The organism is Nonomuraea typhae, assembly GCF_009760925.1.
Taxonomy (GTDB): Bacteria; Actinomycetota; Actinomycetes; order Streptosporangiales; family Streptosporangiaceae; genus Nonomuraea; species Nonomuraea typhae.
Genome location: NZ_VRLV01000001.1, coordinates 874,328 through 888,774, shown reverse-complemented (window position 1 = coordinate 888,774; position 14,447 = coordinate 874,328). Strand labels below are relative to the sequence as shown.

Here is a 14,447-nt window from a genome sequence, read left to right as displayed (position 1 = left end):
CTATCCCTTCGTGGCACCGGCCAGCAGGCCGGAGATGAACTGTTTCTGGAGGATGAGAAAGAGCACGATCATGGGCAGCGACGAGATCGCGGTGCCCACCATGACCTGGCCGAAGTCGGTCCTGGCCAGGCCCTGCAAGGTGGCCAGCGCGACCGGCAGCGTGAACATCTCCGGCGTGCGCAGCGCGATGAGCGGCCACAGGAAGTCGTTCCACGCGCCGAGGAAGAGGAAGACGGCCAGCGCCGCGAGCACCGGGCGCATCACCGGCACGACCACCCGCCACAGCACCCGCAGCTCGCCCGCGCCGTCCACCCGGGCCGCGTCGAGCAGTTCGTCGGGCAGGGCCAGCAGCGACTGGCGCATGAGGAAGACGCCGAACGGCACCGACAGGCCCGGCAGGATCAGCGCCGGGTAGCTGTCGATGAGCCCGATGTCGTTCATCATCTCGAAGATCGGGATGATGGTGACGCCGCTGGGGATGACCAGCGTCGACAGCAGCAGCACGAAGAAGACGTTGCGGCCGGCGAAGGCGAACTTGGCGAAGGCGTAGCCGGCCAGCAAGGAGACGACCAGCGCGCCGGCGGTCTGCACGACCGCGACGAACAGCGTGTTGCCCAGCACGTTGAGCAGGCCGATCGACTCCTCGAGCGTGGCCGTGTTCGCGGCGAGCCGGTCGCCGGGGTAGAAGCGCGGCGGCCAGGAGAAGATGTCGGAGTTGGCGTGCGTGGCCGCCATGGCCAGCCAGTAGAACGGCCCGGCGCACAGCGCGAACACCGCGGCGAGCACGAAGGTGAGCGTCCAGCCCTTCATCGTTTCTGCATCCTCATCTGCGCGATCCCGAACACGGCCACGATCAGCGTGAGCGCGTAGGCGATGGCCGCGGCGTAGCCGAAGTCGAAGTAGCGGAAGCCGTTCTGGTAGAGGTAGAGCGAGATGGTCAGGGTGGAGTTGTCCGGCCCGCCGCCGGTCAGCACGAACGGCTCGTCGAACAACTGCAGGGTGCCGATCGTGGACAGCACCACGGTCAGCAGCAGGATCGGCCGCAGCTGGGGCACGGTGATCGACCAGAACCTGCGCACCGGTCCCGCGCCGTCGACCATCGCCGCCTCGTAGACGTCCTTCGGGATACTCTGCAGCCCCGCCAGGTAGATCACCGCGTTGTAGCCGGTGTAGTGCCAGGTGAGGGCGATGACGATGGCGATGCGCGCCCAGAACGGGGTGCCCAGCCAGTCGATCGCCTCCACGCCGAACAGGCTCAGCAGCCAGTTGAGCAGGCCGGCGTCCTTGCGCAGGATCACCGAGAACATCACGCCGTAGGCGACCAGGCCGGTCAGCGACGGCATGAACACGCCCAGCCGCCACAGGCCGCGCAGCCGGACCAGCGGGGAGTTGAGCCCCAGGGCCAGCAGCAGCGCCAGCGCGAGCATCAGCGGGACCTGCACGACCAGGATCAGCCCCGTGTTGCCCAGCGAGGTCCAGAACAGCGGATCGTTGACCAGCCGGACGTAGTTGTCCAGGCCGACGAAGGTGCGGGCCGCGCCCGCGCCGGTGGTCAGGCTGATGTACAAGGCCGCCACGATCGGGTACGCCTTGAAGACCACGAAGCCGAGTACGGCGGGCAGGATCAGCAGGTACGGGATGTTCCGCCTGGTGACGAGGGAGCGCCGGGACGCGGGCGCGTGCCGGGCCCGCGTGAGGGTGAGCGTCATCCGGCGAGCTTCCTGTTCGTCTGCTGCGCCAGCAGGGTCGCGGCCTCGGTCAGCGCGGCGGCCGGGTCGGCGCCCTTGAGCAGGACCTTCGTCTGCGCGTCGCCGGCGATCTTCAGGGCTCTGGCGTAGTCGCCGGAGTAGTAGGTGGCGTCGGCGCCCTCGGCGAGCGCGTCCGTGAACGGCTTGAGCGCGGGCTGGCCGCCGAAGTACGGCTGGGCCGCGGTGAAGGCCGGGTCGGCGTGGGCGGCGGTGAGCGCGGGGAAGACGCCGCCTTCCCTGAACGCCTTGTTGACGACGCCGGGCCTGGTCAGCGCGTACTCGATGAACTTGTACGCCTCGGCCCGGCGCGGGCTGGCGCCGGCGACGGCCAGGTGGGTGGAGTTGACGATGGCGGCGCGCTTGCCGCCGGCCGTCACCGCGGGCGGCTGCATGACCCGCCACAGCCCCTTCTGCTCGGGGCGCATCTCGGGGATGTAGCTGACCGCCCAGGCCGCCCACGGCAGCACGGCCAGCTTGCCGCTGCTGATGAGCTGCTTGGCGGCGTTCTCACCGGAGGTGTCGGCGACGATGCCGGCGTCGTTCATCTTCTTGATGAGCGTCATCGCCTGTACGGCGGGCGGCGAGGAGAGCGTGACCTCGCCCTCCCGGTTGAAGTAGAAGGCGCCCTGCTGCTGGAGCAGCGACTGGTAGAAGTCCATGTCCACGCCGCCCGCGGCGGGCTTGTTCAGCCCGATCAGGTACGCGCCGGTCTTCTCCTTGAGCGCCTTGCCCGCCTCGATCGCCTCGTCCCAGGTCCGGATCTTCGCCGGGTCGGCCCCCGCCTTCTCGAACAGGTCCTTGCGGTAGAAGAAGCCGGCCGGGTTGACCTCCCAGGGCAGCGCGTAGACGCCGCCGTCCTTGCCGGTCACCGTGGGCCACAGGCCCTTGGCGAAGGCGTCCTTGTGCCGGTCCGCACCCAGTTCGCGCAGGTCGGCCAGGCCGCCGGGGAACTTGTCCATGTAGCCGGGCAGGTAGTCGATGCCGATGTGCAGGACGTCGGCCAGGCCCTTGCCGCCCGCGGCCAGGCCGATGGTGATCTTGTCCCAGATGGCCGGGTTCCCGACGGCGCGCACGTCGACCTTGATGCCGGGGTTGGCCTGCTCGAAGTCCTTGGCCACGGCGGCCAGGCCGTCGGAGGCGGGCTTCCAGCTCCAGACGGTGACGGTGACGGGGCCGCCGCTCTTCTGCGGGGTGTTTCCGCCGCAGGCGGCGGTGAGGGTGGTTGCGGCCAGGGCGAGCGCGAGGGCGCCACGACGATTGATCATGCGATTGCGTCCTTCCGGGCGTTGGGGGGATGAGTCGCGCGCGAAGTTTGAACGTTCATATCGGCACCACGTGGGCCGTCGCGGAACCGCGGATTTCCCGGAGCTTATTTGAACGTTCATATCGTGGGCAAGAGGTCTGGCCCTCTTCTTCACCATGTGACATATTACGCGCGACACATCACTCAACTCTGGAGGAGAGCGGTGCGCAAGCTCCCCGCCCTGCTCGCGGGCCTGGCCTTAGCCCTGGTCCCGCTGCAGGGTCTCGCCCATGCCGACCCGGTTCCGGGACCTGTCCAACCCGGTGACGGCCGCCATCCGGCGCAGCCGTACAGCCCCATCGCGATCGAGGAACGCGCGGCCAGGACCACGGCCGTGCAGGAGGCGCTGGACGAGCCCGGCCCGGCCCGGGCCGGCAAGGTCAAGGTGGGCCACCGGTACGTTGAACGTTCACTCGAGCGCAGGGACCGCGCCTTCGCGATCCTCGCCGAGTTCGGCGACCGGATCGACAACGAGACCCTGCACAACGGCCAGATCCGCTACGGCGGCACCCCGGGGCCGCGGCACAACACGATCCCCCGGCCCGATCCGGGCCACGACAACCACACGCTGTGGCGGCGCGACTTCGACCGGGCCTCCTACCAGCGGGCCTTCTTCGACGCCTCCCCCGGCGCCAACTCCCTGCGCAACTTCTACCGGCTGCAGTCCTCCGGGCGCTACGACCTCGACGGCAAGGTCTCCGACTGGGTGCGCCTGCCGTACAACGAGTCGCGGTACGGCACGCCGCGCTGCGACCGGGGCCTGGACTGCGACCTGCCGCTGTTCGACTTCGCCAAGGACGCGGGCGACGCCTGGTACCGGGCCGAGCTGGCCAAGGGCCGCACCAAGGAGCAGATCGTCGCGGAGCTGAAGACCTTCGACGTCTGGGACCGCAACGATCACGACAACGACGGCGAGTTCAACGAGCCCGACGGCTACCTCGACCGGGTGCAGATCGTGCACGCGGGCGTGGACGAGACCTGGGGCGGCGGCGCGCAGGGCGCCGACGCGCTGTGGGCCGTCAGCCACGACGCCTTCTGGAACCTGCGCGGCGACGCCGGGCCCGAGTTCAACAAGCAGGGCGGCACCCAGATCGGCGACACCGGGATCTGGATCGGCAAGTTCCTGACCGTCGGCGAGAACAGCGGCGTCGGCCTGCTCGCCCACGAGTACGGCCACGACCTGGGGCTGCCCGACCTGTACGAGACGGCCGGCGGCGAGAACAGCGTGAAGTTCTGGTCGCTGATGTCGGACGCCTCCTACCTGGCCGAGCGCGGCGGGCCGCTCGGGGAGTACCCCGGCGACCTGGACGCCTGGAGCAAACTGCGGCTGGGCTGGCTGTCCTACGAGCGGGCGGCGGCCACGGCCTCCACGCACACGCTGGGCGTGAGCTCGTACAACACCAGGGACCCGCAGGCGCTGCTGGTCCCGCTGCCGCCGCACACCGAGCAGGCCGAGCTGACCGACCCCGCCCAGGGGCGGTGGCAGTGGTGGAGCGGGCGCGGCGACTACCTCAGCAACACCCTCACCCGCGAGATCGACCTGGCCAAGGCCACCTCGACCACGCTGACGGCCAGGACGTGGTTCCGCATCGAGCAGGACTTCGACTACCTGTACGCCGAGGTGTCCGCCGACGGGAAGACCTGGAAAGGCGTCGGCGGCACGTTGGCCGGGCAGCCCATTCCCAGCGTCAACGGGGTACCCGGCCTGACCGGGCGCAGCGAGTGGGCCGACCTGGCCTACGACCTCGGGCCGTGGGCCGGGCAGAAGGTGCTGTTCCGGCTGCGGTACTTCACCGACACCAACACCGTGGAGAACGGCTTCGTCGTCGACGCCCTCTCGCTGCCCGGCGTCTTCGCCGACGACGCCGAGCAGGGCGACAACGGGTGGACCCCGCAGGGCTTCAGCCGGGCCGGGCGGATCGGGGTGAAGGACCATCCGCGTGCGTATCTGGTGGAGAACCGGCGGTACACGGGATACGGGAAGTATCTGCGGACCGGGCCTTACAGCGCGGGGTTCCAGAACGATCCGCGGCGGGCGCACATCTACGAGCGGTATCCGTACCAGGACGGGGTGCTGGTGTGGTTGTGGGACACCTACTACTCCGACAACAACACCAGCGTGCATCCGGGCGAGGGCATGGCGCTGCCGATCGACGCGCGGGCGGTGCCGCTGCTGTGGCGTGACAACACGAAGGTCAACGGGCGGCTGCAGCTGTTCGACGCCACCTTCGGGCTGGGCGGGACCGATCGGGTCCGGCTGCACAAGGACGGGGCGCCCACGGTGTTCCCGGCCCGGCCGGGCGTGCCCGCCTTCGACGACCGCGCGGGAGTCTACTGGTACAGCACCAATCCGCAGCTCGGGGTCCGGCCGCCGGCCGCCGGCACCAGGATCGAGGTGATCAGGGAGGCCGACCAGGGGCTGCGCACCACGGTCCGGGTCAGCCGGTCTTCCTAGCCACACCGTGGGACGGCGGAGTCCGGATATTTCCAGACACCGCCGCCCCACCCCAGCCCGGCGAACGCCTTCCAGGACAGCACCGCTCACGGTGCACGACCGACTCCCACGCCCAACCGGAGCCCCCAGCCCAGCCGGGACTCCGGTCCAGCCGGGACTCCGGTCCAGCCGGGACTCCGGTCCAGCCGGGGCCCTTGTCAGAGCGGGAAGTGGCAGGCCACCTCGCGCCCCCGATGGACCCTCAGCAGCGGCCGGTCCGCCCGGCAGAGCTCCTCGGCCCGCGGGCACCGGGGATGGAAGGAGCAGCCCGGCGGCGGGGCGGCCGGGGAGGGCGGGTCGCCCTGGAGGACGATGCGGTCGCGGGTGCGTTCCACCTTCGGGTCCGGCACCGGCACCGCCGACAGCAGCGCCCGGGTGTACGGGTGGGCGGGATGGTCGTAGAGCGTGTCCCTGGCGCCGACCTCCACGATCCGGCCCAGGTACATGACCGCGACCCGGTCGCTGACCCGGCGTACCACCGACAGGTCGTGGGCGATGAAGATGTAGGTCAGCCCGAGCTCGCGCTGCAGTTCCTCCAGCAGGTTGACGATCTGCGCCTGTACGGAGACGTCCAGTGCCGACACCGGCTCGTCGGCGATAACCAGCTTGGGGCGGGTGGCCAGCGCCCTGGCGATGCCGATGCGCTGGGCCTGGCCGCCGGAGAACTCGTGCGGGTAGCGCCCGGCGTGTTCGGGGATCAGCCCGACCATGTCGAGCAGCTCCGCCACCTTGGCCTTGACGCCGGGCACGCCCTGGACGACGAGCGGGTTGGCGATGATCTGGCCCACGGTCTGCCGGGGGTTCAGCGAGGAGTGCGGGTCCTGGAAGATCATCTGCAGGTCGCGCCGGAGCGGGCGCAGCTCCCGGTGCGAAAGGTGGGTGATGTCGCGGCCGCCGAAGCGGATGGTGCCCGCGCTGGGCTCCAGCAGGCGGACGATCGCGCGGGCCGTGGTGGACTTGCCGCATCCGGACTCGCCGACCAGGCCGAGCGTTTCGCCGGGCCGTACCGTGAAGGAGACCCCGCGCACGGCCCGCACGTCCTTGAAGCGCATCTCCAGGTCGGTCACGGTCAGCATCACGGGCTCCCCAGGTGGCAGGCGGCGAGGTGGCCGGCGGGGAGCTCGGCCAGGGCGGGCAGGTCGTTCTCGCAGACCGTCATCCGGTGTTGGCAGCGCGGGTGGAAGGGACAGCCGGGCGGCGGCTGGAGCAGTGAGGGCGGGGCGCCGGGAATGGCCCGCATCGGGGTGTCCTCAGGGTCGTCCAGGCGGGGCAGGGAGTCGAGCAGGCCGCGGGTGTAGGGGTGGCGGGGCGTGGCGAAGAGCGCTTCGGCCGCCGCCCGCTCGGCGACGCGCCCGCCGTACATGACCAGGACCTCGTCGGCGACCCTGGCGATCACGCCGAGGTCGTGGGTGATCATGATGACGGCCAGCCCTCTGTCCTGCTGGATGCGCTTGATCAGCTCCAGGATCTGCGCCTGGACGGTGACGTCCAGGGCGGTGGTGGGCTCGTCGGCCACGAGCAGGTCAGGCTCGCAGGCCAGCGCCATCGCGATCATCACGCGCTGGCGCATGCCGCCGGAGAACTGGTGCGGATGGTCGCGCGCCCGCCGGTGCGGGGCGGGGATGCCGACCTCGGCCAGCGCCTCGGCGGCCCGGTTGCGCGCGGCCCGGCGGGAGGCGCCGAGGTGCAGGCGGTATGCCTCGGCGATCTGCTCGCCCACGGTGTAGTGGGGGTGCAGCGACGACAGCGGATCCTGGAAGATCATCGCCATCCGCCGGCCGCGCAGCCTGCGCAGGTCCTCCTCCGGCGCGCCGACCAGTTCCCGGCCGTCGAAGCGTACCGAGCCCGTCACCTCGGCGCCGAGATGCAGGCCGAGCAGGGCCAGGCTGGTCACGGACTTGCCCGAGCCGGACTCGCCGACGATGCCGAGCGTGCGGCCGCGGTCGAGGCCGAAGCTCACGTCCCGGACCGCGTGCAGGCCGCCGAAGGAGACGCTCAGCCCGTTGACGTCAAGAAGCATGGCGCACCCTCGGGTCCACGACGCCGTAGAGCAGGTCGACGACGAGATTGGCGAAGACGATGAAGAAGGCGGCCAGCAGCGTGGTGCCCAGGATCACCGGGTAGTCCTGCCCGGTGATGCTGTCCGCGGTGATCTTGCCGATGCCCGGCAGGCTGAAGATCGACTCGGTGATGATCGCGCCGCCCATCAGCGCGCCCAGGTCCATGCCGAACAACGTGACGATCGGCGTCAGCGCGGCCCGCAGCCCGTGCTTGACCACGACCGTCCTGCGTCGCAGCCCTTTCGCGCGGGCGGTCCTGATGTACGGCTCCGCCATCGTCTCGATCATCGACGACCGGCTCTGCCTGGCGTACATCGCGGCCGAGAGCATCGCCAGCGCGACCCAGGCCAGGAGCAGGTTCTGGGCCCAGGCCAGCGGGTCCTCGCCGAAGGCGACGTAGCCCGGGTAGGGCATGAGCTCCAGCCACCGGACCGTCAGGAACAGCAGCATCGGCCCGACGAAGTAGATCGGCAGCGCCGCGCTGACCACGGTGGAGCCGACCAGCAGCCGGTCGGTGAGCGTGTCCTTGCGCAGCGCGGAGGCCACCCCCGCGGCCAGGCCGCCGGTCAGCCAGAGCACGCTCGCGCCGAGCGCCAGCGAGAACGTGATCGGCAGCCCTTCCAGCAGGATGTCCCAGACGGGCTGCCCGGTCTGCCACGAGTAGCCGAGGCAGGGGAAGTCGCAGCGGATGGCGTACTGCCCGGTGCCCAGAGAGCGCCCGGCGAAGATGCCGGTGACGTAGTCGGTGAACTGGGTCGGCAGCGGCCGGTCCAGCCCCATCTGGCTGCTGATCTCGGCCAGCCGCTCGGCCGTGCAGCTCTTGCCGCACGCGATGAGCGCGGGATTGCTGGGCAGCAGCGTGAAGATGACGAACGTGGTCAGGCAGACGGCCAGCAGCACCGCCGCCGCGGCGGCCAGCCGGCGCAGCAGGTAGGCCGTCATCGGCGCGCCCCCTTGGGGTCGACGGCGTCGCGCAGCCCGTCGCCGAGCAGGCTGAAGCCGAGGATGACGAGGAAGAGGCAGAGGCCGGGGATGGCGAAGTAGGTGGGCGCCACGTCGTAGTAGGTGACCGCGTCGGCGAGGATCTGGCCCCAGGACGGGGTGGGCGGCCGGATGCCGATGCCGAGGTAGGACAGCGCGGCCTCCGCGCTGATCATGCCCGGCACCAGCAGCGTCGCGTAGGCGATGAGCGGCCCGGCCACGTTCGGCAGGATCTCGCGGCGCAGGATCCGGCCGGCGCCGGACCCGCTGATCCTGGCCGCCTCCACGAACTCGCGCTCCCTGACCGACAGCGTCTGCCCGCGCACGATGCGGGCCACGCCGGGCCAGCTGAACAGGCCGATCACCGTGATCAGCATGACCAGCCGGTTGACGTGCGGCGTCACCGACATGATGGCGATCATGAAGATGAGGCCGGGGAACGACATGAGCAGGTCCATCAGCCGGCTGATGACCGCGTCCGCCCAGCCGCCGAAGAACCCGGCGGTGACGCCGAACAGCGCGCCGAGCGTGAGCACCACGGCGGCCCCGGCGAACGCGACCAGCATCGAGACCTGGGTCCCCATGACGACCCGGGAGAACAGGTCCCGGCCGCTCACCGGCTCGACGCCGAGCCAGTGCTCGGCGCTGAACACCTCGCGGGGCAGCCCGGCCAGGTTCGGGTCGACGGCCGAGGGATCGGGCTGAGCGGGGTCCCAGCCGCTGAGCCGTACCAGCAACGGCGCCGCCAGCGCCAGCAGGACGAAGAAGCAGACGATGCCGAGCCCGATCATGGCGGATCTGGTACGGCGCAGCCGTGCGATCACTTCGACAGGCCCGGATCCTTGAGCCCGATCTCGGCGAAGTCGGGATTGCCTTCCCAGATCGGGTTGCCCTTGACGCCCGCCACGTTGGAGCCGAAGAGGTTGTTCTGCTTCACCAGCGTGACGGGCACGTAGGCGCCGGTCGCCATGACCTGCTCCTCCAGCTCCAGCCACGCCTTGCCGGCGGCCTGCGCGTCGGTCATCGCGTCGATCTCGCTGATCTTCTTGTCGATCGCCGGGTCCTTGAGCAGCGAGGCGTTGCCCCCGTGGTAACCCTCGCTGATGAGGCGGCTGTCGGCGATCATCGGCAGGAAGGTGGAGCCTGACGGGTAGTCCGGGCACCAGCCGCCGAACTGCAGCTCGGGCATCTTGGCGGGCGTGCCGTTGATGCCGTTGAGCGCGGAGGTGTCGACCAGGTCGATCTGCAGGTCGAAGCCGGCCCGCTTGAGTCCGGCCTGCAGGGCCTCGGCCTGGGCCTTGCCGCCGGCGCTGGTGGCCATGCGGATCTTCACCGGGGTCTGGACGCCCGCCTCGGCCAGCAGCGCCCTGGCCTTCTCGACGTCGCCGGCCGGCGGGATGTTGAGCAGGTCGCGCTGCGCTCCCCCGGTGAGGCCGGGCGGGAGGATGGCGCCGACGACCTCGGCCATCTGCGGGCCGCCCGCCGCGGTCTGCAGCGCGGTCTTGTCGGCGGCGTAGTGCACGGCCATGCGGGCCTTCTGCCGGTCGAAGGGGGGCTTGGCGGTGTTGAGGTAGATCAGGCCGGTGCAGCCGTCGACCATGCTGCTCATGCGCTGCTGGACCCGGGGGTTGGTGAAGACCTTGGGCAGCACCGGCAGGGCGACGTCGGTGTAGCCGATGGCCGAGCGGTCGGGCCCTTGGTCGGCGATGAGCCGGGTGTCGCGGGCGGCGCCGCCGACGGACATGTTGACCACGATGCGGTCGGGGTATGCCTTGCGCACCTGGTCGGTGGCCGGGGACCAGTGCTCGTTGCGCACCAGGACGAGTTCGACCTTGCGCTGATATTTCTCGATCTTGTAGGGGCCGGAGGAGAAGGGCCGGTCGTCGTACTTGACGCCCGCCTCCTTCGCCTGCGGCACCGGGGAGAACGTGGGCAGGGTCGTGGTCTGCGAGAACTCCGCGACCGGGCGCCTGAGGCGGAAGACGATCGTCTTGTCGTCGGGCGTCTCGATGGAGTCGAGGTGCTTGCCGGTGAGCGGGCCCTTGTAGTCGTCGCCGATCAGGTACTTGCGGGCGTAGTCGGGGCCGCCGGTGAGCTCGGGCGAGAAGGAGCGCTCGACGTTGTACTTGACGTCCTGTGCCTTGACCGGGCTGCCGTCCTCGTAGGCCACGCCGTCCTTGAGGGTGAAGGTCCAGACCTTGCCGCCCTCGGACGGCCGGCCCAGGTCGGTGGCGAGGTCGGGGACGACCTCGGAGCTGCCCGGCTTGAAGGTCGTGAGCGTGCGGTAGAGCAGCCGGGCGCCGAAGCCCATGTCGCGCATGGTCCAGTTGCGGGCCGGGTCGAGGTGGTTGAAGTCCGCGTTGTTGAAGACCGTGAGGGTGCCGCCCTTGACGGGACCGCCCTGTGCGGTGGCGGCGCGGGGCTTCCCGCCGCCGCCGCAGCCCGCGGCGCCCAGCAGGAGGCAGATGGCCAGGGATAACAGGCCCTTGTTCGTCGTCACGCGTCGCTCCCGGGGTTGAACGTTCGAAACGAGGGCGACTGTAAATGTGTGACATTGCACTGACAAGAGTGCGTGACCAAACCGTGTTGATCGCCAAGCCGCCATCCGGGCTTCATTTCTTGATCACGAGTTTGCCATATGATGTGTGACATATTACTAAGCGAACCTTCGATCCTCTCGGGAGGGAAACCATGAACAAGATCGTCAGCACGCTCGGCGCCCTGCTCATCGGCACGCTCGCGGCCACCGCCCCCGCCGTCTCGGCCTCGGCCTCCGCGACCGTCACCAAGTGCAGCGCCTGGAAGCCGGTCGGCGACCGGTACCTCCAGTCCTGTGTTGATGTGACCGGCACCCAGGCCACCACCTACGGCCTGGTCAGCTCCACGAGCACCGGCGACGTCCCGGTCGGCGTCCTCAGCCACAACGGTGCCACGCCCGTGGGCGACACGCGGGGAACGGTCCACGTCGCCGGCAACACCGTACGCTTCGACGGCCACACGACCACGGCCACCGCGGGCCAGACCATCCGGGCGACGCTCTACGTGCCCGGCCGGATCGGCACCGGCACCCTGGCCGGCACGGACGGCGCCACGTACTGCGAGCCCACGCTGACCGGCCCGGCGGGCCCCGACGGCAAGCGGCAGTGCATCGAGCAGATCACCGTCTGGGCCACGGTCACCGGCTGAGATTGACCGGGCCGGTGCGGTCCCTTTCTTAGAAAAATGTGATATTTCACATGTCATGGAACTCCTCTCCCGCACCGGCCGCTTCACCTACGGCGCACCCCGCGCGATCACGGTCCACGCCGGCCAGGTGGCGCTCTTCCTGCGCTCGAACGGCCCAGAGGACCCGGTCGAGTGCCTGTGGGCCACCGATCTCAGCACCGGCGAGGAACGCCTCCTGGCCGACCCCGCCGTGCTCGCCCCGCACTGCGACGACCTGCCGCCCGAGGAGCGGATGTTCCGGGAGCGGGTTCGCCTGTGGGCGCCGGGCATCGGCGCCTACGACAGCGACGGCGTCCACGCCGTCTTCACCCTCGGCGGCCGGCTCTTCCGCACCCGCCTGGCCACCGGCGAGACCGAGGAACTCCCCACCGGCGGCCCGGCCTTCGACCCCCGGATCCAGGGCGAGCGGATCGCCTACGTGGTCTCCGGACGGCTGCTGCTGCTCGACGGCGACATCACCCGGATCCTGGCGGCGGAGTCCCAGGTGAGCTGGGGGGTGGCGGAGTTCGCCGCCGCCGAGGAACTGGGCAGGACCCGGGGCCACTGGTGGTCTCCCGACGGGCGGACGCTGCTGGCCGCGCGGGTGGACGAATCCGCGGTGCCCCGCCGCTACCTGGCCGACCCGGCCAGCCCCGAGCAGGCTCCGCTACGCCAGCCGTACCCGCAGGCCGGAGGGCCGAACGCGCGGGTCGAGCTGCACCTGCTCCGGCTGGACGGCGGGCGCGGGCAGGTGCTCTGGGACGAGCGCCGCTTCCCCTACGTGGCCGATGCGGGCTGGAGCGGCGACCGGCTGGTGATCACCGTCCTGGACCGGCTCCAGCAGCACGGCAGGCTCCTGGAGGTCAATCCCGCCACCGGCACCACCGCCGAGCTGTGGACGTTCCGCCACCCGCAGTGGATCGAGCACGCGCCCGCCCTCGACGGCGGGCAGATCCTGGAGGTCGTCGAGAGCGGCGAGATCCAGGCGCTGGCGATCGACGGCCGGATCGCCACGCCGCCCGGCCTGTACGTCCGGCGGGTCGCCGGACGTCTCGGCGCGGACTTCGTCCTGGAGGCGCACGAGAGCGAGCCGGCCGAGCAGCACGTCTACCGCCTGTCTCCCGGCGACCGGCTGACCAGGATCACCGATGAGCCCGGCGTGCACGGCGCCGTGGTCAGCAGCGCCACCCTGGTGCTGACCTCCGGGTCGCTGGAGCGCATGCGCACCCGCAGGCTCGCCGGCGACGTGGAGCTGCGCGACCTGTCGGCGGCCGTGCCGTACCGGCCGCGGCCCGTCCTGGAGCGGGTGACCGAGCACGGCCTTCCCGCCGCGGTCCTCTACCCGGCCGGTCATGTCGCCGGCGAGCGGCTGCCCGTCCTTCTCGACGTGTACGGCGGGCCGGGCCACCAGGTGATCGCCCGGGAGCCCGGCCGGTGGATCCGCAAGCAGTGGTGGGCCGACCAGGGCTTCGCCGTCGTCACCATCGACAACCGCGGCACGCCCAACGTCGGCGTCTCCTTCGGGCGGGCGATCTTCCGCAGGTTCTCCAAGGTAGCGCTGGAGGACCAGGTGGCCGGGCTGCGCGAGCTGGCCGGCAAGCACCCGGACCTCGACCTGTCCCGGGTCGCGGTACGCGGCTGGTCCTACGGCGGCTACTTCGCCGCGCTGGCCGTGCTGCGCCGCCCCGACGTCTTCCACGCGGCCTGCGCCGGGGCGCCGCCCACCGACTTCCGCTGGTACGACACCGCCTACACCGAGCGCTACCTCGGCCTGCCCGAGGACAACCCCGAGGGCTACGCGGCCGACTCCCTGATCGCCGACGCGCCTCGCCTGTCGCGTCCGCTGCTGCTGATCCACGGCCTCGCCGACGACAACGTCCACCCGCTGCACACGCTGCGCCTGTCCGAGGCGCTCACCCGGGCCGGGCGGCCGCACGCGACGGTGCTGCTGCCCGGGGTCAGCCACATGACGCCCGGCGGGATGACCGAGCACGTCATGGCCATCGAACGGGACTTCCTGCGGCGGAACCTCGCCGCTCCGGGCGATCGGCGGGTGGTGGAGCCGCCGACGACCTAGGCGCGGGGCGGGCGGTCGACGGCGACGATGGAGTAGCCGCCGCGGAAGCGCCGGTCGGCGGCTCTCCTCGCCGCTGATGATGGCGACGTGCCGGTCGCGGTTGGGGTCGAGCGTCTGGTTCCAGGGATCGCCGAAGCAGTCGACGCCGGCCAGCAGGCACTCGTGCCCGTCCCTGTCATGGAACACCTTCCAGGGCCGCTCGATCTCGACGAACCGGTGACAGCCGGGCTGCGCGCGGTCGCTGAGCTCCTCGACCCAGCGTCCGCCGATCAGGTGGTGGACCAGAGGGGCGGTGGAGTCCATCTGCGGATCGACCCACCAGGCGCGTACGGCGACGCCGTGCGCGGGGAAGCGGCCGAGGTTCCAGACGTGGACGAACACCCGGTATGCCTGTCCCGCCCGCGGCTGCAGGACCAGGCGGGACGGATCGAAGGGACCGGTGTAGGCGGCGTTCATGAGAAGGATGTCGGGGCTCACCCAGCAGTGCGTGGGCGGCCACAGAGGGCGGGCGCCGCGGTCGCCCGGTACCGTGCCGCGAATCATGAGGAAGGGGAACAGTCCCCGCTGCCGCGTGGGCGGG

Annotated in this window: 11 protein-coding genes; 3 read left to right on the top strand and 8 right to left on the bottom strand. The window is 70.8% G+C overall.

Annotated features, from left to right (window positions below; genetic code table 11):
- Genes FVE25_RS04230 through FVE25_RS04220 form a run of 3 tightly spaced genes read right to left on the bottom strand, consistent with a single transcriptional unit; the run spans position 1 to position 3,013 of the window.
- Positions 1-810, bottom strand: a complete 810-nt coding sequence (locus tag FVE25_RS04230) for a carbohydrate ABC transporter permease (protein WP_157245018.1) — start codon at positions 808-810, stop codon at positions 1-3.
- Positions 807-1,709, bottom strand: coding sequence for a carbohydrate ABC transporter permease (locus tag FVE25_RS04225; RefSeq protein WP_157245017.1), 903 nt, complete (start codon positions 1,707-1,709; stop codon positions 807-809). The genes FVE25_RS04230 and FVE25_RS04225 overlap by 4 nt, the downstream gene beginning before the upstream one ends.
- Complete coding sequence (locus tag FVE25_RS04220) at positions 1,706-3,013, bottom strand: ABC transporter substrate-binding protein (RefSeq protein WP_157245016.1); 1,308 nt, start codon at positions 3,011-3,013, stop codon at positions 1,706-1,708. Before FVE25_RS04220 ends, FVE25_RS04225 begins: the two co-directional genes overlap by 4 nt.
- A gap of 201 nt (positions 3,014-3,214) precedes the next feature.
- Here FVE25_RS04220 and FVE25_RS04215 point away from each other — a divergent pair, with 201 nt between their 5' ends.
- A complete protein-coding gene (locus FVE25_RS04215) occupies positions 3,215-5,506 on the top strand; it encodes an immune inhibitor A domain-containing protein (RefSeq protein WP_246266601.1) in 2,292 nt (763 codons plus the stop codon).
- A gap of 197 nt (positions 5,507-5,703) precedes the next feature.
- Here FVE25_RS04215 and FVE25_RS04210 read toward each other — a convergent pair whose 3' ends face one another.
- The 5 genes from FVE25_RS04210 to FVE25_RS54960 are packed head-to-tail and all read right to left on the bottom strand — an operon-like array spanning position 5,704 to position 11,086.
- Positions 5,704-6,621, bottom strand: a complete 918-nt coding sequence (locus tag FVE25_RS04210) for an ABC transporter ATP-binding protein (RefSeq protein ID WP_157245015.1) — start codon at positions 6,619-6,621, stop codon at positions 5,704-5,706.
- Positions 6,621-7,565, bottom strand: a complete 945-nt coding sequence (locus FVE25_RS04205) for an ABC transporter ATP-binding protein (RefSeq protein WP_157245014.1) — start codon at positions 7,563-7,565, stop codon at positions 6,621-6,623. Before FVE25_RS04205 ends, FVE25_RS04210 begins: the two co-directional genes overlap by 1 nt.
- Positions 7,555-8,547 (bottom strand): ABC transporter permease, encoded by a 993-nt coding sequence (locus FVE25_RS04200; RefSeq protein ID WP_157245013.1) that lies wholly within the window; start codon positions 8,545-8,547, stop codon positions 7,555-7,557. Before FVE25_RS04200 ends, FVE25_RS04205 begins: the two co-directional genes overlap by 11 nt.
- The gene (locus FVE25_RS04195; protein ID WP_246266599.1) at positions 8,544-9,410 is read right to left on the bottom strand and encodes an ABC transporter permease; all 867 of its coding nucleotides are present in this window, start codon (positions 9,408-9,410) and stop codon (positions 8,544-8,546) included. The genes FVE25_RS04200 and FVE25_RS04195 overlap by 4 nt, the downstream gene beginning before the upstream one ends.
- Positions 9,407-11,086 (bottom strand): ABC transporter substrate-binding protein, encoded by a 1,680-nt coding sequence (locus FVE25_RS54960; RefSeq protein ID WP_181019437.1) that lies wholly within the window; start codon positions 11,084-11,086, stop codon positions 9,407-9,409. The genes FVE25_RS04195 and FVE25_RS54960 overlap by 4 nt, the downstream gene beginning before the upstream one ends.
- A gap of 191 nt (positions 11,087-11,277) precedes the next feature.
- On the opposite strand from FVE25_RS54960, the gene FVE25_RS04185 reads away from it, so the two are divergent.
- Both FVE25_RS04185 and FVE25_RS04180 read left to right on the top strand, forming a co-directional pair.
- Entirely contained in the window at positions 11,278-11,772 is a 495-nt protein-coding gene (locus FVE25_RS04185) for a hypothetical protein (RefSeq protein WP_157245011.1), read from the top strand.
- 55 nt (positions 11,773-11,827) lie between these two features.
- On the top strand, positions 11,828-13,867 hold the full coding sequence (locus FVE25_RS04180) for a S9 family peptidase (RefSeq protein ID WP_157245010.1): 2,040 nt from the start codon (positions 11,828-11,830) through the stop codon (positions 13,865-13,867).
- Positions 13,868-14,447: the final 580 nt, after the last annotated feature.

What these genes read in the sequence shown, in the direction of transcription:
- FVE25_RS04225 (WP_157245017.1), bottom strand. Translation starts at nt 1,709, where the DNA reads ATGACGCTCACCCTCACGCGGGCCCGGCACGCGCCCGCGTCCCGGCGC.
- FVE25_RS04210 (WP_157245015.1), bottom strand. Translation starts at nt 6,621, where the DNA reads ATGCTGACCGTGACCGACCTGGAGATGCGCTTCAAGGACGTGCGGGCC.
- FVE25_RS04180 (WP_157245010.1), top strand. Translation starts at nt 11,828, where the DNA reads ATGGAACTCCTCTCCCGCACCGGCCGCTTCACCTACGGCGCACCCCGC.
- FVE25_RS04205 (WP_157245014.1), bottom strand. Translation starts at nt 7,565, where the DNA reads ATGCTTCTTGACGTCAACGGGCTGAGCGTCTCCTTCGGCGGCCTGCAC.
- FVE25_RS04200 (WP_157245013.1), bottom strand. Translation starts at nt 8,547, where the DNA reads ATGACGGCCTACCTGCTGCGCCGGCTGGCCGCCGCGGCGGCGGTGCTG.
- FVE25_RS04185 (WP_157245011.1), top strand. Translation starts at nt 11,278, where the DNA reads ATGAACAAGATCGTCAGCACGCTCGGCGCCCTGCTCATCGGCACGCTC.
- FVE25_RS04220 (WP_157245016.1), bottom strand. Translation starts at nt 3,013, where the DNA reads ATGATCAATCGTCGTGGCGCCCTCGCGCTCGCCCTGGCCGCAACCACC.
- FVE25_RS04230 (WP_157245018.1), bottom strand. Translation starts at nt 810, where the DNA reads ATGAAGGGCTGGACGCTCACCTTCGTGCTCGCCGCGGTGTTCGCGCTG.